Below are 21,366 nucleotides of genomic sequence, written 5' to 3' on the forward strand. Positions count from 1 at the left end.
TAATTAAGCTACTTTTGATACATTTCTTTGCCAAATAGCAGCTTCCTCCGGAGAGTCAAATAATGTTATTTTTAAACTAGGTTCGCTTTCTAATAAATTTTCTAAGTTAATGATGGAAAAACGTGTAAATGGATCACAGTTATCCTCTATGATTATTCCAAAATTTTCCACTTTTAATAGTTTGATTTTCGGTAAATACCAACTAACTATCCATGGGTTTGAGCTCATCCATCCAGATTCAATAAATCTTGCATCAAGTAAAACAGTTTTTGGTTTAGAACCTTGAACATCTCTTAGAGTTGTTTCTAAGTGCTCATTAAATTGATCAGGTAAAAAGAAACCTCTCATTCTAATAGTCAACACTCCAGTTCTGGAATTTACATCCGTAGTAAAATTGGTCATATTCGATTGAGTTTTTGAGTTATTGTTTGCCTTTATGACACTATTTAATCTGTAATTGTTCATTCTTTATGTACAGTTTGATGTGCTTTTTATTGGTTAAAGTGTAGGTTTTGAACTAAAATGTGATGATCAGCGATAGCATAATCTTCAATAAATCTGGTTTTAATGATGCTTTTATATAGAATGACCAAGTAAATGTCATTTACTTAGAATAATCTTACATTGTAAAAGAACTTTGTCATGTTGAAGTATCAAAAAATGATAAATGAGAAAAATTTATACAATGATTTTAAAGGAATGAGAAAAAAAAGGGCATACATCAACTAAATATGTTAGTTTTGACATTAATTGGGTGATTTTGATAAACATTCATCTTACTCAATGTATTTATTAATAAACAGAGAGAAATAATAAGCGGTTTAGAATGGCTAATATTGATATCATAGAGAAGTATTTTGAGGATCTGACTCCAGTTCAAAAGCATCAGTTTGGGCAATTACAAGATCTTTATGCGGAGTGGAACGAAAAAGTGAATGTTATATCAAGGAAAGATATTGAAAATCTTTATGAACGTCATATTCTTCATTCTTTAAGTATCGCTAAAATTATTGAATTCAAACCAGGTAGCGAAATTTTAGACGTAGGTACCGGTGGGGGATTCCCAGGAATACCATTAGCTATTTTGTTCCCAAAAGTGAAATTTCACTTGGTAGATTCTATCGGGAAAAAAATTAATGTAGTAAACGAAATTGCGAAAACAATTGGATTAACTAACGTTACTGCCGAGCAAATACGTGCTGAAAAAGTAGATGGGGAATATGACTTTGTAGTTTCTAGAGCCGTAACTCGTATAGATGTATTGTACAAGTGGGTTAGAACAAAAGTATCTCATCAGCAAGGGCATGAATTGAATAATGGTATTATCTGTTTAAAAGGTGGTGATTTAAAAGAGGAATTCTCTAAGCTTAATAAAAAGAAATTCACTTTAACACCAATGACTGATATCTTCGAGGAAGATTTCTTTGAAACTAAAAAAGTAGCTTACGTTCCTATTGCTAGGTAATTTAATATGTCTAAAAAAGTCAAAGATTTCCAAGTTCCCGTTCATGAGCAAATGCTAATTTTCGAAAAGAAATTTCGAGAGCATATGCGTACTGATGTAGCTTTATTAGATCGAATAATGAGCTACATTGTTAAGAGTAAAGGGAAACAAATGCGCCCAATTTTAGTTTTTCTGACTGCGGGTGCAACAGGTCAAATCGTAGATCAAACTTATAGAGGAGCTTCATTAATAGAACTACTTCATACTGCTACACTTGTACATGATGATGTAGTCGATGATGCTGATTATAGAAGAGGTTTCTTTTCTATTAAGGCATTATGGAAAAATAAAACTGCCGTTTTAGTAGGTGATTATTTATTATCAAGAGGTTTATTGTTAGCCGTAGATAATGGAGATCATGAATTACTAAGACATGTATCAACTGCAGTGAAAGAGATGTCTGAAGGAGAGTTGATGCAAATTGAAAAGGCAAGAAGATTAGATATTACTGAAGAGGTATATTTCGAAATTATTCGTCAGAAAACAGCAACATTAATTGCAGCTTGTACTGCAGTAGGAGCCGCATCGAGTGGTGCTTCTGAAGAAATAATCAATAAGATGCATTTAATGGGAGAAAAGATAGGTATTGCTTTTCAGATTAAAGATGATCTTTTTGATTATGGTACGGATGAGATCGGTAAACCATTAGGTATCGATATTAAAGAAAAGAAAATGACTTTACCACTTATTTATGCACTTAATAATGCAAAGTGGTTGAAAAGAAAAGAAGTTATTTTTAAAATAAGAACACAGAATACTAATCAAAAAGTTGTTCGAGAGATCATAGATTTCGTGAAATCTTCTGGTGGATTAGAATATGCGGAAGAAAAGATGCACGAATATATTAATGAGGGTAGAGCAATTTTAGATGAATTACCTGATTCTGAATATAAATTAGCTTTGCATCAATTGATCTCTTATGTGGTAGAACGTAAGAAATAATCTATTTATTAATGAGTCAACACCGTCAAGATTTACTAAGAGAAGTAGGCAATTTTGTCGAACAGCTTTATCAAAAAGGTGTTAGAGATGTCGTTTTATCACCAGGCTCTAGAGTTGCTCCGTTAGCGCTTGCTTTTGCAAGACATCCTCATATCAATACAAAAACGGTAAGTGATGAAAGATCTGCAGCTTTTATAGCATTAGGTATCTCTCAACAAACCAATGCACCTGTAGCAATTGCATGTACTTCGGGTACAGCAGCATTAAATTATGCACCAGCAATTGCAGAAGCATACTATCAAAGAACTCCATTAATTGTAATTACTGCAGATCGTCCTACCGAATGGATAGATCAATGGGATGGGCAGACCATTCAACAGCAAAATATTTACGGAAAACATATAAAGAAAGCTTATCATATGCCTGTTGACCTTTCTCATGATGATGCCAAGTGGTATCGTCAAAGAATAGGAGCAGAAGCAATGTGTCAGGCTTTAGAATATCCTAAAGGCCCTATACAAATTAATTGGCCTTTAAGAGAACCATTTTATCCAGAAGCGGGAGAAGAGTTTATTTATGAGAGCACTCCTCAATCTAGAAGAGAGATTTTGCAATCGGAACCTTATTTAGATGATGAGACTTGGGAAGAACAACTTCTACCGTTATTTCAAGAAAATAATAAGATACTGATTATCGCTGGACAACAACAGCGAGATGAGTATACTGTTGAACATCTAAATAATTTAAATATACCTGTATTATCGGATGTTATCTCTAATTATGGTAATGTTGATAATGCTATAATTCATCAAGATGTATTTCTTTCGCCAAATACTTTTGATGAACTAAAACCAGATGTGATCATCACCTTTGGAATGAGTGTTATTTCTAAAAATTTAAAATTATTTTTAAGGAAAAACCCTCCAAAGTACCAGCTTCATATTCAGGAAGCGGGCGAGGTACCTGATCCTTTCCAAGCTTTATCAACTATTATAAGGTCAACGCCAGAAGCATTTTTTGATCAAATGTCTTCGAAAGAAGTTGAAGGAGATGATCATTTCTTAGAGGTTTGGAAAAATGCTGATGATAAGGTCAAAACAAATAAAACGGACTTTTTTGACATATTATCTTTCTCTGAATTAGAGATAGTAAATCATTTAATCAACGAGTTACCTCAAAATTCTGTTTTGCATCTAGCTAATAGTATGTCTGTACGTTATGCTAATTTTATTGGTTTACAACGTCCAGATGTAGATGTTTTCGCAAATAGAGGAACAAGTGGAATCGATGGAAGTACAAGTACTGCAATTGGTCATGCTATCAAATCAAAAGATAGGACTCATGTACTTCTAACAGGTGATTTAGCCTTTTTTTATGATAGAAATGCTTTCTGGAATAATTATTTACCAGACAATTTGAAAGTACTCTTATTGAATAATCAAGGAGGTGTAATTTTTAGAATGATTGATGGGCCAACAAGACAGCCCGAATTAGAAGAATTTTTTGAAACAGAGCAAAGAACAAATGCAGCTTCGTTGGCAAAAGAATTTGATATAAATTATTGGGGAATTAATTCTAGAGAAGAATTTTATTTTTCTTATCAAGAGTTCTTGAATGATTCTGATAAACCTTCGATTTACGAAGTGTTTACTAATAAAAGCATCAGTAAAAACACTTTTAAGGCTTTTAAAAAGGAAGGCTTATATTCTAAATAGAAATTATATTATTTTAATATATTCTTTGATAAACTACCTGTAAGAATTATTGCAGGTAGTTTTTTTATATCCGATCTATTTATGAATGAATGACTTAAGTTGTGTTTTTAATAAAATAAAGTTTAGTTTTGCGGGATAATACGACTTACTTTTCAACTTTACATGAAACTAATTAATCAATTCAAAAAAATATTTGTTTCTAAAGAAAGTGAAGAGGCGGATCCTCTTTTTAGAACTTCCAATCATGATTTTCATTATGATGAACTCTATCAAAAATTATTAGTAAAGCAAGATCAATTAAAGAAGCTTGAAGAAGCTGTTGTTGAAATGAAGTCTTGCTTCGATAATCAATTAACTGAAGAAGCTTATAATGCAAATAAAAAAGCTTTAAAAATTATGAGAGATAGTGATGAAGAAATTAAATATTAAAAAGTCTGCTTAAATTAATCTAAGCAGACTTTATTTTTTAAATAATACTTTCTCCATTGAGATCGGTAGTAAGTACATTCGACATATAATCAAAAAATGGTCTTAACGCTTGATAGGTTTTAACTACTTCTTCAACAAAGTTTTCACTCATCACCTCATCATTGGTAAAATGTCTCATGGCATAAAATTGTTTCTTTCTGATAAATTCTATGGCAGGGTCATTTTTATCAAATCCTTTTGGAGCCGTTTTTACTCCTTCACCTTCTAAAGTGCCAAAGTATTTTTTAAATGTTGTATCGTTAATAATTCCTCGGATCTCATCATCTCCAAAAGTAAACTCATCACGGATACGTTTTAGATCCTCTTTATTAGGGGCATAGAAACCACCGCCAATCATAGATTTTCCATCTTCCAAATGAAGGTAATATCCTCCTCTTAAAGCGGGTTTTAATCTAGAGAGATAACCTGAAAACCAGGTTTTATAAGGCGTTTTATCTTTTGAAAATCGAACATCTCTATAAATTCTATATAATTTATGAGCTTCTATTTGATCAGTATGGTTTAATTGATCTTGTATTTCAATAAATAAGCCTTTTACAGTTTCTTGATGTTGTTGGTAAACTTTTTTATTATCAGTAAACCAATCCTTATGATTATTATCTTTTAAGTCTGCTAAAAATTGAAATAGTTCTTTATTAATCATCTTATTGAAAAAATTTTTGATTTAAGTTCAATATACAACATCAGAAGGATAAGAAAAAAGGTCATCTTTTATATAATTGAGATGACCTTTTCAATATTATAATGATAATAGAATATCATTGTAATTGGACCTAGAATCTTTTAGTCCGTATACAGAAAGTATCTTGGAGATGTATGCATCATATTCTTCATAACTATACAAATAATGCTCATTGATTTCTTTAAGTGGTAATTGGACGGGATTTTCATTCCATCTAATTTGAATGAACTTTTCACCCTCTTTTTCAAGAACTAACCATGTTAAATTTGTTGCCATTTTAGACATTTCTGATTCATTCCATTGTTCCATTTCCATCTCTTTATATTGATCGAGATTTAGTAAAACTAATACAGGAACAACAGTGGTAGAGTGGGCAAAATTAAAGTTACCTTGATAGTCTGATCTTCCATCAATATAACTATTAATATTGCTGTGCATGTATTTTAAAAATGTGATGGCATGTTTATACGAAATATCAGAATTCTTAAAGCCAGGACCTTTTGTATAGTAAGATTTTATGTTATCAACATGAGACAATATTTTAGAATCTTCCGCAGTGAAAATTTCTAAATTCGGACCAAAACCTTCTGGCAAATTATGACTGATTTTAAAGCACTTAAATAGATTATTGACGATGTCATTTTTATTAGCGATGATTAAATTATGCTCCATATCATAGAACTTCTTTTTCTTATCTTCTAATAATTTGATATAGCTTTCTGTGAATAACTTATCTAATATTTGATCTCTTAATTCTTTATACTGTGCAGTATTCTGATATTCATCAATATAGATCTGCCAATTTGCGGAATCAATATAAGATTGATAAGAAGGAGAAATTTTAAAGGCTCTTAAAATAGGGTCATTATAGTCATCATAGGTAATATTGATAAATTTTGGTCTATTAACTTTTGAAGAAATACCTTCTTGAAAATTGGCCCTAGAATCTTGTGTTTTCGAAATTAAAGTAGATGTACTTTTAATTTTAGGGTTACTATTAAAGAACTCAGGAGCTAAATTAGCCATCCTTTGACCTAAAAGTTTATGTTCCTCTTCACCGTTTGAAGATAAAGTACCATAATTATCACGTTGTACTTTTAATAACAACTTAATTTCTTCAAAAAGGTGTTTGCCATTTTTTTTAAGGCCATTATTTAGCTTTGCATTTTCAAAAAGGTTGTAAAGAACAACATCTTCTTTAGGCTTGGTCATATATCTAGAACTATGTCGTGATAAATAGCCGACAAAATCTAAATTATATCCTTCAGGTAATGAAGTAACTGATTTAAAATTATAAGGTTGATTTTTCCCTAATTCCCATTCATCATAGGTGTCTATTTCGTCATTGACATTGGTAGTATGTCCACAACTTATAAGTAAGCCTATCAAAAGACTGAATATGAATTGTTGTAAGCAGATTGATTTCATTTTTAGTAGAGCCTTCAAGATTGCGATTGCTAAAGCAGATTTTTGTTATTGAAGGTTTGATTTAGTGATTCGTTTTTTCGCTTGATTTAGTAATGCAAAGGTAGGTAGCAAAAGAGGTTTATTATTTCAAAAAAAGTGAAATTGTTAATAGGTAAAGATTATAATTTCTAAAAAAAAATGGTGATCAGTTAAAATAACTGATCACCATTTAAACTATTTGGATTCCTTAACAGGTTCTTTCTCAACTAGTAAGAATCGAATTCCCCATCCAGGGATATTTTCATTTGGTATGTAAGTACCTAAATCTTCACCGTGAATATTCGACATTCTAATTTCTTTCACTTGCTTAGATTCTTCTAACGATAGGATGTTATCTCCAGCAGAAGCGTTCAATACAGTAATTAAAACTTGATTGTCTTTCATTGGTCTAGCAGCCGTAATAATCATTTGATCCGATTTTGGACGAACCAATGGAATGAATTCGTTATTTCCATTTTCACTAATCAATATGGGTTGTGAAATAGAAGTACTGAATTTCTTAGCTTTACTAGAAACATAAGTACCGTGTGGTTTTAGTACAAATCTGAAATCATGCCATCCATCTTGACTTGCTTTGTAATTGGTTTCCCAATAATTATTCATCAAGTAAGCATAAATAGTTTGTGTTGGTTTTACCTCATTCACCCAACCATATGATAAAGCATCTGTAGTAATTTCTCCTAGTTCAATCATTGGAGCATCTGGTGAAGCCCAAGTGATACCATAATCTAAGTTAGATACATCAACATATCTTTGTACTGTGAAGTAGTTCTTACAAGAGCCAGCCAATTGTTCTTTCTCAGGAATATATTCACCAAAAGGAACGTCAATTCTTACTGTACCTCTTTCAACATTGAAAGGGAAAGCAATATGTACTCCTTCAGGATCATAAATATTAGTTTTATTGATTATGTTATCAATCATCACCTCATTTGAATAAGCATTGATGCTAATCAAACGTTTCCATTCTTCAGTACCAGGTGCCGAAGATGAAATTTCGATGGTAGAAGTTAAATCACCTTTCTCAATATATTTAATAGTGATATCATCAGAAGTAGTTAAAGGAGATTTAGGATTTCTACCTTTCACATAATAATAATCATTCAATCCTTTAAGAGACTTAGTATCTGCCAAGTCTTGCTTTGTGATTTTATCGTAAAGTGAAATTATAGCACCTGTATTAGGATCAATTTCAACTTTTACTTGATCATTTTCAAAGCCATTTTCATGGTTAATTACTTTTTTAGTTGATGAAGCATCGCCAGGAGTAACAAAAATTTCTTTAGAACCGAAGCCAGGCATATGATTAATCCAAACGGCTAACTCTCCAGAGGCTAACCTTTGAGTAGGTAGTACATCTCCTTGACGGTTCAATACGATATCACCTTGTGAAGACTGCTCTGCTGAAAGTTTAATCAGATTAGCTCTGTCCCAGCTTAATGTATTGGTAAGAGTAACTCCTTTTTCATCTTTTGTAGAGGCTAATGCTTTTGCTAAAATTGCATCAGCAATACTATCCGCTTTGATTGCAAAAGATTGTTTAACGGCCCATTGTGAATGAACAAAATCCGCTTCAGGTTCAGAAATAGAATTGTATGCACCCCATGTATGCTCATTATAAAGAAGTACATATCTCCAAGCTTGTTCAAATTCTTTATTTGGAATTTCAACATCGTTCATAGATAACAATGTCATTGCTTGAGATAATTTTTCTGATGCATTTCTTACTAAAGCAGTTTCTTTAGAAGTAGATCCTGCACCATCTTCCCAATAAGGAGTGAAATCACCTTTGACAACAGGAATTTCATCGCCGTATTTATTTTCAAATGCTTTGAATGATTCTGTAGTATTAGACAAAATCACTTTTGGCGTTTCATATTTTTCATTCCATTGTTTTACAGACTCAGAAATACCTTGATCTACAGGTCCATTATCAGAACCTACAGTATATCTTAATGTTGTTATATCGTATGGATAGTTTCTATCATTTAATTCATTTAAATAATCAAAAACAGATTTTGGTGTTAATAGAACTTTTAAATCTTTAAAACCAAGTCCTGTATGAAAGTGAGAATACCCTTTTTCATGTACCCAAACTAATACCTTCTCTTCACCAGAAGGAGAACTCCAATAGAAAGGACGATCACCCCAAGTAGAAATTGTTGATCCAATTCTGTGGAATACGTTTGTACCTGCCGATAAATATTTCACTCCAGAATGAGCTAAAACAGGAACGATACCCCATGTATAACCAGGAACATCAGTAATCATTGCAGATTCTAATGGAACTCCAGCCTCTTTAGAAATTTCTAATGCATCGAAGGTAGATTCTACTAATTCTTGAGGATTAGACAATCCAGTAAGCATGTTACCATATAAACCATCTAATTCGATAGAACCATTTTGTACAGCTTCAATAAATGCAGCTCTTTTTTCAAGAGAAGCATTTTTTAAATAACTTTCTACTGCCCACATTACTTCAACAGACCATTTGAATTTAGAATACTCAGGATAGTCTTTCGTCTTTTGACTCATCATGACAGCGTCATCCAAGTTTTTCCATTGTACTTTTTCTACCTCATCTTGAGTATGAGTATATCCAATATCTACATGAGAATGATGTAATAAGTAAAGATCGTAATGCTTTACAGGGTCTACTTTTAAAATACGATCATCTAATACTTTCTTACCAGCCAGTACTTTTACAGGAACATCTTTAGTTTCTGTTACTTTATCCACCTCAATACGGAAAATATTTGCACCAACGTTAAGTTTTACTTTTTGCTTCTCTTTACCTGCTATTATAGTAGCACTTGTTGGATCTCCGTAGTGAAGAATAGTTGTTCTTAGAAGCTGTTTTGGTCCCTTTTTAGTATTGATTACAGCCGGCTCTTGTTTCCAGCTTACATTCCCATCTAAGCCATAACGGAAAACCATCATCCAACTTGATTTACCAACATTAGGTGCCACAATTTTCATTTTGATAGGCTCACCTTTTGGAAGATCTTCCGTTTTTACTTTTAGGAAAGCATAACCAAATAAGTCGCTATAAGCATCAATCATCGTTCCTTTAAAAGTAAGGTTAGATTCGTTGGGGCCATCAGCAATAACATCTTGTAAAATACTTTCTTCTGGTGCAGTGAAAGTGAAATATTTTTTATCGTTAATGTAGATATCATAGCTATATTGTGCTCTATCAATATCCACACCCATGATTAGACCAAATTCTACAAATTTACCATTATAGTTTTTAGGTACAGATTCCGCTTCCCATTCCATCACTTCTTTTCCGTTTTCACAACGAACAAGCATTGTTTGGTTAGCATCCTCTTGTGGGGACTTGTAAGGCATTATATCGCCATGTACATATTTTGTAAATCCTTTTAAGAATTTAGAGTCCTGAGCGGATAAGTTCGAAATTAATATTAGCTGTAATAATATGAAGCTAAATGTAAATGTCTTGAGTTTCATTGGTGACTATTTAATTGTGGTTCTATTAGGCTGATAGTCGATTACTATAATCATACTTTACTTTTTCGTTGAGTTATTTTGTCCTAAAAATGGAATTAAACAACTCAATCAGTATGTTTAAACATACCTACAATACAAAAGTGTGAATTTCTGTGTAAAGAATACATTTATTATTTGTTAATCTACAATTGTTAACAATTTAAGCTCAATCGGTTGTTTTTTTTTAAATGTAGATGATGAATGGGTTGTATCTATCTGAAAATTAATCGTTAACAGATTTCAGGTATTTATTTTTGACCTGAAATGGGAAGTATTATCATAGATATTATTGTCGCAAAAAAATAAGGTCTTCAATAGATATAACAACATTTGATTTAGTAACTTGGTAGAATAAAGAGTAGCTTTTGATTTACGAGGAGAAGCTCAGTTATAAAAAACTAATAATAACATTTATGAATTTTAGACATTCCCTGATAGGACTTTTAAGTTTAGTCGTATTCTTTGGTTGTACCGAAAAGGAAAAATATGTATCAAAAGAAAAAATTAATGACAATATCCTTCAGGAAATAGGTGTTTCTGTTTCAAAGGAACAAAATAGGATAGTCACTTATTCTAATAAACGAAGTGCTTATTTTCAAACTTCCTCACATATTCTAAATTCAGAATTATACAGTTGGTTTGATGGATGGAATGTTGGTCAAAAAAGAATATTTACAGATTATAAAGTTGAAATTGATGGAGTTGCTTTTGATAGAGAAAATTCTGAGGTGATAGCGTATCCTCATTATTTACTAAGAAAAACACCTTTAGCGGTTGAAAAAGTGATTCTCTTTGATGATCAGGATGTAATTTATGTATCCTTAGAAGCAGTTCAAGGACAAAATACTAAACTGACTTTACTTGGAGATCAAATCAAACAAAGTGATAAAGATAAAGAAGCTATTTATTATACTTCGTCGGAAGACCCATCAAAAGTTTTAGCAGTAGCCCCTTCTCATAAAGAGAACATTTCAAAAGATGGTATGGCAACGGTCACTAAATCAGGAAGAGGTGGTTTTTATATTACGATAGCCAACAATAAAGAAGAAGCTTTAAAATTAGTCAAAGAAGCTAGACAACATCATGGAGAGTGGTTCAAAGAGAGAACTGAGCGCATGACAGATCTAATTACAAAAAATACATTTATTCATTCAGAAGATCCACATTTTGACCAAGCCTTAAATTGGTTGACTTTAACAATGGATGAAATGGTGACTCACCAAAGAGGATATGGTATTTATGCTGGTATTCCTTGGTTTAATGAATATTGGGGACGTGATACTTTTATTTCAATGCCTGGCGGTACTTTGGTACTCGGAGAAACAGATATTGCTAAAAAGATTTTATTATCTTTTGCAGAGGTTCAAGAGAAAAAGTCGTCTTCAAAATATTATGGTAGGATTCCTAACATTGTAAAAATGGAATCACTTAACTACCATACAACAGATGGTACTCCTAGATTTATTGGTCAATTATTAGAGTATATCAAATATTCTGGTGATAACTCATTGATAAAAACAATGTACCCTACAGTGAAAAGATCTGTGGATGGTGCATTAAAAAATTGGGTGAATAAAAAAGGATACTTAACTCATGAGGATGCTGATACTTGGATGGATGCTCGAAGAGAGCCAGACAAGGCTGCTTATTCGCCAAGAGGAAGTTTTGCCAATGATATTCAAGCATTATGGTTCCAACAATTAAATGCAGCTATTTATTTTGCTGAATTTACAGGACATAAAAGTGATGCGAAAAGATGGCAAAAAGTAGCAGATAAAGTTCAGGATAACTTTATTCATGACTTTTTTGATGGCGATCATGCTTATATGGCGGATAGAATAGACCATGATAATCAACCTGATTTCCAATTCAGACCAAATCAATTGTTTGCAATGGACTTTATTACTGATGATACCCAGAAAATGAAGTTAACAAGAGAAGTTTGGGAACATCTAGTGTACCCTTGGGGAGTGGCATCACTTTCACAAGAAGATCCTAATTTTCACCCTTACCACTTAGCATGGGAGCATTATCATAAAGACGCTGCCTATCATAACGGTACAATTTGGCAATGGAATAATGGATATGCTATGCAAAGAATGATTGAAAGTGGTCAGGAAGATATTGCTTTCAAATTGTTTGAAAATATGAATATCCAATCTTTAGATATGGGAGCTGTAGGTAGTATGAATGAAAATGCGGATGCTTTTCCTCATGAAGGTAAGAATTACCCTAAGTTGACAGGTACTTATATGCAAGCATGGTCTAATGGAGAACAATTAAGAGTTTGGTATCAATACTTCTTAGGTATTAGACCAAATGCCATCGAAGATAAATTAGTTATTGCTCCAAGAATTCCTTCTAAGCTGAATGTGTTGAAATTCAAAGAGAAAATATTTAAAGTACAATTAGAAGGTGAATTTGAAAGAAAGGACGGAGTAGAAACATATACTTATGTGTTAAATGATAAAGATATTAACTTTGTTTTTGATCATAAGTTATACCAAGATCTTGAAATCGAGGTGAAAGCTGGAGAAAGAGTAAAAATCACAAGAGATCAAAAAGAATTAACGATCACTGTTTTCTCTAAAGAAGGCAAGCAAAGAGCATTAAAGAAAGCACATATCGATGATGAATTGAATGCTCGTCAAGCTCTATCTGATGAAATATTTGAAGGTACAAACTTCTGTAAGCCAGCATTAGATAAGGAATATGAGTGTATGAAACAGACGTTTCAGAAACAATAGATTTTAAAGAACAAAAAAAGGCTCGTCATGAATCATTTCATGACGAGCCTTTTTGGTTAAGAGGATATTTATTTTCCTTGACCGAAAACTGACATAGTATATGTAGCTACCCAAGCTTTCTTTCTTTTATCAATATAATCATAACCTAAATTACCTTGTTTGTACCAAAAGTTATCTTTTTGATAATTTATTTTGTTACTACCGGCAGTTACTTCTTTATATCCTTGAGAAACTAATTCTTGCATATAAGAAACCGAAGCATCTCTTACAGCTTCTTTGCTTCTCCCAATGAATTGGATATTAAAACCAACCAATCTTTTTTGAGAATCAAATTTACATTTATAAGCTACATAATAATCAGCCATATTCTTTTTATAGCCTTTCATTCCATTATAAATGATGAATTTTTTCTTTTCTCTATCCTCTTCTTTTCTATAAAGTTTTTTGAATTTTTTGTATTCCATTTTATAGGTATACTCTTTATCCAATAATAAATTTTGAGCAAATAAAGGCGTGACCCCTATCAAAAAAAGTGAGATGAGTACAATTAACTTTTTCATTAGTTTCTTTTTTGGTTTATTAAAAATGCATTTAAGAATGCTAATTATTATTTAAATATAGACACTTAAAGTGATAGCATCGACAAATATTTTAATCAAAAATTAAGGGACGATTTCAATATTGGGGTTTATTTCTTTTAACTGTTCACAAAATTCCTCTGAAAGTTCAGGTGTAAAATATATAGAATCGTATTTGTGATAATAGATAATCATGCCTTTTTTAAAGGATAAACTAATCTTTAAACCAACATATTTCCTAGTATTTAATTTTATCTTACGAATTTTATCAATATTGATTTCCCCTTTAAACGGACCTGCTTTATATTTTACTAGTTTAGCATTTTTGTCAATAGACATATAAGAAGTGACTAAAAAAGAGACAATAAGCAACAAGCTTAAACTGATGATAATTAAAGAAGAAAGAATAACAGCATAAGGCCCTTGACCAAATTGGAGAATAATTATAGACATTACACTGAATAGCATTATCAAAATTAGTATCCAAATTATTTTAGCAAAGGTATCTACTCGACTGTAAAATCTATTATTTCTCATTTCAGTATTATTTATTGTTTAATGCTTATTATTTTTGGGCTCAAATAGTTGTTTTTAATGCAATAGATTTATCAAATGTGAAATTGAATGGACTGACTTAAAAAAGTGATAAAACTGACTCACAAAATTTAGTTCACTAAAATTTGACACATAATCAATATACAAAAATCCTAATGAAGTTAATGAACAATAAGATTAAAATAATTGATATCACACGAGTTTATCATGGTTATCTCAATGTAGATAAAGTTACTTTAACACATCAAAAATATGATGGTTCAACCTCAAAAGTAATGGATAGGGAGGTAGTGGTTAGAAATGATGCGGTAGCCGCGGTTTTATATCACCCTTTAGAAAATAATTTTTGGTTTGTGGAACAAATAAGAGTACCAACAGTATTTAATGGTTCAGGATATCTATGGGAATGTGTTGCAGGCTTAATAGATGATGGAGAATCTCCAGAGCAGGCTATTAAAAGAGAAATATTAGAAGAGGTTGGTTTTGATGTATCTCATTTAGAATCTATTGGATCTTTTTATTCAACTCCAGGTGGCTGTTCAGAAAAAGTGCATTTATATTTTGCTCATGTTGAAAATCAAGTACAAAAAGGAGGAGGTTTAGTAACAGAGAATGAAGATATTAAAGTGATCAAATATAATTCTACTGAACTCAAGCAATTGTACTTTGAGAAAAAGATAGAAGATGGAAAAACGTTAATAGCTGTCCAATGGCTTTTATTACATCACCCTCAAATAATTGATAATAAGATGTAGATTCTAACTTCCACTCCATTAACTTTGAGATAAATTAATTCTTATCGCTTGAAAACAACCAAAAAAAGTTTCTTTAAAGAGGTGTGGGATATTGCCCTACCTGTATCATTGCAAAGTGTTCTTCAATTTGCATTAAGTATGATTGACCAAATCATGGTTGGCCAGTTAGGAGAAACTGTAATTGCTTCTGTGGGTCTAGGAAGTAGGCTATCTTTTATATTTCTTGTGGCCATTACTGGTTTAGCTAATGGGGCAGGTGTATTTGTTGCTCAATTTTGGGGTAGAAATGAAAAGGATAAGATTTCATTTTTAATCGGAGACTTATTAAAGTTGGGAATAGTCGTGACCGTCATAGGGGTTGGGTTAAGTATAGCATTTCCACACCAAATACTTTCTTTATTTTCTGAAGATACTGAAGTGATCCGATTAGGAGGCCTTTATCAACAAATTATAGCTATTGGTTTTCCTGCTGCTCTTTTAAGTGCGGCTTATAGTGCATCATTAAGAAGTATAGGACAAGCAAAATTGGTATTAAAAATCAGTTTGATAAAGATTATTGTCAATACTGTATTCAACTATATGTTGATATTTGGCTTTGGTGTGATTCCAGCATTAGGAATGGAAGGAGCCGCATGGGCCACTATAATTGCCATGTGGTTAGAAGCTATTATTCTATATATTTTAGTTCGATATAAACAATTTCCTGGTGATATTAAGTGGAAACATCTTTTCCATTTTGATAAGCAAATGCTTTTGCCCCTGATAAGTATTTCTGCTCCTCTAGTTTTAGGCGAGATATCTTGGGCTATGGGTGAAACAGGCTATTCTATGATTTATGGTAGGATGGGCACTGTTGATATTGCGGCCATGACCATCACCATTCCATTACAAGTTTTATTCTTTGGCTTTTTTACTGGTTTAGCTTCAGCAGCGGCTATATTAATTGGATACGAATTAGGTCAGAATAACTTTAGAAAAGCTAGATTATACGGGAATAAGTTTACCATCAATACTTTTTTTGTCGGAATTGGTATGGCTTTTTTTATTGCTTTATTAAGCCCGTTATACATAAAGCTATATGAGGTATCTCCGGAAGTCTCAGAGATAACACAAACTTTGTGCTTTATCTTCGCATTCTTATTTCCTATAAAGATGACTAACTATATTACAGCCGGTGGAGTATTAAGAAGTGGAGGGGATACTAAATTTACGACATCATTAGGTTTAATAAGTACATGGGCATTTTCTATTCCTCTAGGTTGTATTGCAGCATTCTATTTTAATTTACCAATATACTGGGTTTATGTAGTAGTTTCTATTGAAGAATACTTGCGTTTAAGTGTATATGTTTGGAGGAAGAATACAGGGAAATGGGCTAGAAATTTAGTGAAAAAATAAAGGCTACTCTTTCGAATAGCCTTTGCTGTATTTTGGCATACTATGCACCTGTACATCCAAAAATACAACTGAATGTCTTTACACTAAATATACAAATTATTAATGTTAGGAGCAACTGTATTTACTTTTGTAAACATTACTTTATCAATAAAGTTCACTTATTGAATATGATATTTATGAAATTGATAATTTGAGCTATCTTTTAGTGAGATATATAAAAAATATGTATCACATTTAATTAATGTAGACAATCACTTTTTCTATAAAAAATGCAGGATATTTTTAATGAGGTGATATTTGATATAAATATCATTTTCTCTTATCTATCATAGGTTTTTTATTATAAAAGGGTTGCTGTAATTATACAACAACCCTTATAGATTTTATACATTGATTACAATTTTACTCTTCAGAGTATGCATCAATAATACCACCTGTTAATCTTACAATTTCTGTATTAGTGGCTATTAGGTTATAAATCGCTGTTAACCTTGAGTTTTGAGCATCTAAATATTGAATTTGTACATCTCTAAGGTTAAATGAATTGATCTGACCTGTTCTATATCTTTCCGTTGACATGTCTAAGTTAAGTTGTGCAGCAGTCACCTGTTCTTCCGTAAGTTCTAATATTTCTCTTTGTAGAGTATAGGTATCATATACTTGCATCATCTGATTATTTAGACTATGCGACATTTGTTGTGTTTCTATATCAGCTATTTGCTTATTAATAACAGCTATTTGTTTAGACCTAGATCTACTTCCTCCCAAATAAATAGGGAAGGATAGCGTAGCACCTACCATACCACTCACTCCATTAATGTTGAAGTTGGGAATACCTTGTGCTCCTCCATAATTATCTGTGTATTTTAAACTAGCACTACCTGCTAAACTAGGAAGGTATGCAGCTTTCGCTAACTCAACATCTTTTTGTTTAATAATTATATTGATATAATTATTCTTTAAAGTGGAGTTGTCAGCATTTACTCTTGCTAATAGCTCAGATAAGATATAATCTTTCTGAATAGCTTCAAAAGTTTCAGTCAGGTTGTATAATGTTTGTTCTTCCTGAGGAACACCCATAATGTAGTTAAGATCACGAAGTTTTAATTGTAATTTGTTCTTTTGATCTAACGATGTTCTACGGTCTTCTAACCAAGCATTTTGAGCTTGTAATACATCATAGGTTACTGCTTGTCCTAATTCCTTCTGACTGATTGTATAGTCATACCTTTCCTTAGATAATGTAGCCAACTGTTCAGATACTTCTAATCGTTGTTTTTCTAAAAGTGCCTCGAAATATCCAACAATTATATCTTTGATCGTATTTTCGATGACCACTTGAGCATTACCTTCGGAGTAATGTTGTAACTCTTCTAGCTGACTTTTATTGATCCATACCTGAAATCCATTGAAAATCGTGAAATCTGTTTTTATTTGAGGAGAAACAGTACCTAGGTTAGAGTTCATGGCATGTGACCAGTTATGATTCCAAGCGACATCAGAAGAAACGGTAGGGAACATACCAGCATTTTCTAAAGTATTATTGATCTTAGAAATATCAACATTTTGACCTGCTATTCGGATATCATAATTGTTGACCAAACCCTCCGATATTGCATCAGCAAGACTGAGGTTAACAGTTTGTACTATAACACTATCAGCTTGTGCCCAAAGATTACTGATAGTAATCAAAGACATTCCGATATATATAATTAATTTTTTCATTTGTCTGTTGTTAGAATAGTCAAGAAGTAGGAAGCTAATCATCTGCTTACCTACTTCTTTTATTATTTAATGAGACACTAATTGATCTTTTTTGTCGGTAGATAATGCTTCATTTACTTGTTCCATTGCTTTTTCAGCGGCAATTTCTGTAAACACATTTTCTACTTCTTCACGACTAGGTTTTTTACCTGTGAACAACCATTTTTTACCTCTACGAATATCATTAACCACTTTTATCAAGACAGGTAAAATAAGTAGGATAAATGTGGTGCCTATCAAGATACCATACGATAGTGATACAGCCACAGGAACTAAGAATCTAGCTTGAACTGAAGTTTCTAGTATCATTGGATATAAACCTATGGTAGTCGTTAATGTCGTTAATAAGATGGGTCTAAAACGAGACTTTCCGGCATTAATAATTGCTTCATCAAAGGTCATCCCAGATAATAAGTCTTGATTGAATTTTGATAAATAAACTACAGCATCATTAATGATGGTTCCAGATAAAGCTACCATACCTAAAATAGAGAACATCGAAATGGCTTGACCTTCAATACCATGACCCCACATTGCACCAATTATACCTAGAGGTATCATGGCTAGAATCATTAATGCCTGAGTAATTGATCTAAAGTGAATCATTAAAATCATCACAATAAATAGGAAGGCAATAATGAAATAGTACATCAATTCTGACGAATCTTCTTTAGAAGACTTTAATTGTCCTTGATATTCCGTTCTGACATCTGGGAACATTTCATTCATTACTGGTAAGGACTCTTTCTCAAGTTCTTCAATAATAGGAATACTTGGATCATTCGCGTTAAGTAAGTAAGCTTCAACACGAATTTCTTTCTCACCATTATAATGATTGATAGCTACAGGACCTCTTGTTACTTGGAAGTTGGCTAATTGAGCTAATGGATACATTCCGTCTACAGTACGGATACGCATTCTTTCTAGATCGCCTATCGTATTACGGTTTTCTTTTTTGTATCTAACATAAATTCTAATCTCATCTTTGTTTACTTGAAGTCGTTGAGCTTCAGCGCCAAAGAAACCATTTCTAACTTGTGTCATCAAACTAACTTCTGTAAACCCAAGGGCATATGCTTTTGGTTTTAGTTGTAATCTGATTTCTTGACCACCGATCTGATTATTATCGTTGATGTTATAAAGTGCAGCTTGTTTGTTTAATTCTTTTTTCAAGAATTCAGCAGCACCTTCTAACTGATCATATTCATGACCAAGTAATGATATTGATACTGGAGCACCCCACATGTTATTTGCACCTACAGATATCTTTCTTGCTGTAGGTTCCTCTCCAATCATTTTATGGATTTTAGCTTGAATAGTACTTACATCAACAGGAGACTCAGAGAGGTCTTCAAGAATAACAAATACTTGTCCTGTATGAGTACCGTTTTCTGCACCATTAAAGGCGTTACCAATACTTACAAAGGTAGTTTTGATAAAATCGAAATCAGTATCATATTCTTTTTTAAGTTGCTCATTCGTTTCCCAAGTGATATTTTCATATTTAATTAAGTACTCTTTTGTACTATCTTGATGAATACCTGGTTTCAAAGCTAAATCGATATTAAAGAAATCACCTGGAGGGGCAGGGAAGAATGTCATTTCAATTACTCTACCACCTATCAAACCTACTGTTAAGATGATTGCAGCAGTAGGAATTGCTAAACCAAACCACTTATGCTTTAATAAAAAGCGAAGGGCTGGTACATATAATTTATCTCTAAACGTAAAAATGAGTTTATCTAACTTTTCACGAACAGAATTGAATTTACTCTTTTGTTTTCTTGGAGTTAATACTTTAGGATTACTAATGTGAGCTGTTAGTAAGAACATACCTTCAAACAATGAGAACAACAAACAGAGAATAACAACAAGCGCCATCTCACTCATCATCTCTAAACCTGACTCTAAGAATAGGAAAGGAAAGAAGGCAATAATTGTTGTTGATACCGAAGTTAATACGGCAGGGATTACCTCCATTGTACCATCAATTGCAGCTCTAATAGGTGATTTTCCCATTTCGTAATGGGTGAAAATGTTTTCGCCAATTACAATACCATCATCTACAAGGATACCGATAATTAGAATCATACCGAAAAGGGAAATCATGTTTAGAGTAACCCCCATTAGCGAGGCGAAAATAAACATACCTAAGAATGAACTAGGAATACCCCACGCTACCCAAAGTGAAAGTCTAAAGCTTAAGAACAATGATAATGTGATAATCACAAGCACTATCCCCATTAAACCGTTTTCAATAAGTGTATCTAATCTAGAATTTACAATCGTAAGGAAGTCAAAACTGATCATCATCTCGGCGTCATCATGCTTTGCATTAAACTCCTCGATATAATCATTTACATACTCCGAAATTTTCTGTAAATCTTCTGTATTTAGCTTTTGAATTTGAATGGAAATATTTCTTTGTCCTTTGTTCCATACCGCATTTGGTACATCTTCAAACTGAAAGTGGACATCGGCTAAATCACCAACTTTAAGCACTCTACCGTCTTGTGTAGCTCTAACTACAATATCTTTAATATTGTCTGCATCTGCAGAACGGTAACGGGCTAATACAGAAATCTCTTCTCTAGAGTTTTTAATTGTACCACCTGTAATATCAATGTTGTTATTCGCTATGGCTTGTTTTATATCATCGATAGATATGTTATACCGGCGAAGTAAATCCTCATCTACTTCGATAGAAATTTCTGTATTAGGAAAACCTGAAATATTAATCTGAGAGATAATACCAGAGGCTAAAAAATCATCTTCAATACGTTGTGCGTAATCTTTGATGACTCTTAAATCATCACCTTTTAAATCAAGGTACATGGCACTAGTCACTTCCCTTTTCTTTGAAACGGATGGTTTTTCGGCACCTGCAGGAAAGTTTGAAATACCATCTACAGCGTTCTTCACATCCGTCAAAACTTCATCAATATTCGCTTTAGCTTCTGTAGTTACAGTAACGGTGGCTATATTTTCAGCAGAGACCGAATTGGTTTCTTTGATACCTGGTATTCCCTTAATTTCATTTTCTATCAATGTGGTTACACCTTCATCCATCTCCTTAGGAGAGGCGCCTTGGTAAGCCACTGATACAGTTATGACTCTTGATTCTAGTAAAGGGAATGAAGCTTTTTTCATTTGAAAAATTGCAATCCCACCTAATAATAGGATAAGCAGTAAGGACATGTGCGCATAAAACGGCTTCCTTACAAATGCTTCAACTAATTTTCTCATAATAATTATACTGG

At 32.5% G+C, this 21,366-nt stretch carries 15 protein-coding genes; 7 read left to right on the top strand and 8 right to left on the bottom strand.

Going from position 1 to position 21,366, the window contains the following annotated elements:
• Positions 1-3 precede the first annotated feature (3 nt).
• Positions 4-465: a hypothetical protein gene (locus NH26_RS01075; protein ID WP_139262777.1), complete on the bottom strand. Its 462-nt coding sequence runs from the start codon at positions 463-465 to the stop codon at positions 4-6.
• Positions 466-826: 361 nt separating this feature from the next.
• On the opposite strand from NH26_RS01075, the gene rsmG reads away from it, so the two are divergent.
• The 4 genes from rsmG to NH26_RS01095 all read left to right on the top strand — a co-directional run bounded on the left by rsmG (position 827) and on the right by NH26_RS01095 (position 4,590).
• A complete protein-coding gene (gene rsmG, locus NH26_RS01080) occupies positions 827-1,465 on the top strand; it encodes a 16S rRNA (guanine(527)-N(7))-methyltransferase RsmG (RefSeq protein WP_044226616.1) in 639 nt (212 codons plus the stop codon).
• Between the two features lie 6 nt (positions 1,466-1,471).
• Complete coding sequence (locus tag NH26_RS01085) at positions 1,472-2,446, top strand: polyprenyl synthetase family protein (RefSeq protein ID WP_044226613.1); 975 nt, start codon at positions 1,472-1,474, stop codon at positions 2,444-2,446.
• An 11-nt stretch (positions 2,447-2,457) separates the two neighbouring features.
• Positions 2,458-4,161, top strand: coding sequence for a 2-succinyl-5-enolpyruvyl-6-hydroxy-3-cyclohexene-1-carboxylic-acid synthase (gene menD, locus NH26_RS01090; RefSeq protein WP_044226610.1), 1,704 nt, complete (start codon positions 2,458-2,460; stop codon positions 4,159-4,161).
• A 162-nt stretch (positions 4,162-4,323) separates the two neighbouring features.
• On the top strand, positions 4,324-4,590 hold the full coding sequence (locus NH26_RS01095) for a hypothetical protein (RefSeq protein ID WP_044226607.1): 267 nt from the start codon (positions 4,324-4,326) through the stop codon (positions 4,588-4,590).
• A 37-nt stretch (positions 4,591-4,627) separates the two neighbouring features.
• Here the strand turns inward: NH26_RS01095 and NH26_RS01100 are convergent, their stop codons facing one another.
• The 3 genes from NH26_RS01100 to NH26_RS01110 all read right to left on the bottom strand — a co-directional run bounded on the left by NH26_RS01100 (position 4,628) and on the right by NH26_RS01110 (position 10,270).
• Positions 4,628-5,293: a DUF2461 domain-containing protein gene (locus NH26_RS01100; protein ID WP_044226605.1), complete on the bottom strand. Its 666-nt coding sequence runs from the start codon at positions 5,291-5,293 to the stop codon at positions 4,628-4,630.
• Between the two features lie 96 nt (positions 5,294-5,389).
• Positions 5,390-6,760: a histidine-type phosphatase gene (locus NH26_RS01105; RefSeq protein ID WP_044226602.1), complete on the bottom strand. Its 1,371-nt coding sequence runs from the start codon at positions 6,758-6,760 to the stop codon at positions 5,390-5,392.
• Positions 6,761-6,973: 213 nt separating this feature from the next.
• Complete coding sequence (locus NH26_RS01110; RefSeq protein ID WP_084812022.1) at positions 6,974-10,270, bottom strand: glycoside hydrolase family 38 N-terminal domain-containing protein; 3,297 nt, start codon at positions 10,268-10,270, stop codon at positions 6,974-6,976.
• Positions 10,271-10,722: 452 nt separating this feature from the next.
• Between NH26_RS01110 and NH26_RS01115 the strand changes: the two genes are divergently transcribed.
• Entirely contained in the window at positions 10,723-13,056 is a 2,334-nt protein-coding gene (locus NH26_RS01115; protein ID WP_052432187.1) for an amylo-alpha-1,6-glucosidase, read from the top strand.
• A gap of 68 nt (positions 13,057-13,124) precedes the next feature.
• Here the strand turns inward: NH26_RS01115 and NH26_RS01120 are convergent, their stop codons facing one another.
• Complete coding sequence (locus NH26_RS01120; protein WP_044226596.1) at positions 13,125-13,616, bottom strand: hypothetical protein; 492 nt, start codon at positions 13,614-13,616, stop codon at positions 13,125-13,127.
• Between the two features lie 102 nt (positions 13,617-13,718).
• Positions 13,719-14,171 (bottom strand): PH domain-containing protein, encoded by a 453-nt coding sequence (locus NH26_RS01125; RefSeq protein ID WP_084812023.1) that lies wholly within the window; start codon positions 14,169-14,171, stop codon positions 13,719-13,721.
• Positions 14,172-14,353: 182 nt separating this feature from the next.
• On the opposite strand from NH26_RS01125, the gene NH26_RS01130 reads away from it, so the two are divergent.
• Positions 14,354-14,944 carry an NUDIX domain-containing protein gene (locus NH26_RS01130; protein WP_044226713.1) on the top strand — a complete coding sequence of 197 codons (591 nt, stop codon included), beginning with the start codon at positions 14,354-14,356 and terminating at the stop codon, positions 14,942-14,944.
• 48 nt (positions 14,945-14,992) lie between these two features.
• On the top strand, positions 14,993-16,342 hold the full coding sequence (locus NH26_RS01135) for an MATE family efflux transporter (RefSeq protein ID WP_044226591.1): 1,350 nt from the start codon (positions 14,993-14,995) through the stop codon (positions 16,340-16,342).
• A gap of 402 nt (positions 16,343-16,744) precedes the next feature.
• Here the strand turns inward: NH26_RS01135 and NH26_RS01140 are convergent, their stop codons facing one another.
• Both NH26_RS01140 and NH26_RS01145 read right to left on the bottom strand, forming a co-directional pair.
• Entirely contained in the window at positions 16,745-18,067 is a 1,323-nt protein-coding gene (locus tag NH26_RS01140) for a TolC family protein (protein ID WP_044226589.1), read from the bottom strand.
• 66 nt (positions 18,068-18,133) lie between these two features.
• A complete protein-coding gene (locus NH26_RS01145; protein WP_044226710.1) occupies positions 18,134-21,352 on the bottom strand; it encodes an efflux RND transporter permease subunit in 3,219 nt (1,072 codons plus the stop codon).
• Between the last annotated feature and the right edge of the window lie 14 nt (positions 21,353-21,366).

The sequence above is a fragment of the Flammeovirga pacifica genome, assembly GCF_000807855.2.
GTDB classification, from domain to species: domain Bacteria; phylum Bacteroidota; class Bacteroidia; order Cytophagales; family Flammeovirgaceae; genus Flammeovirga; species Flammeovirga pacifica.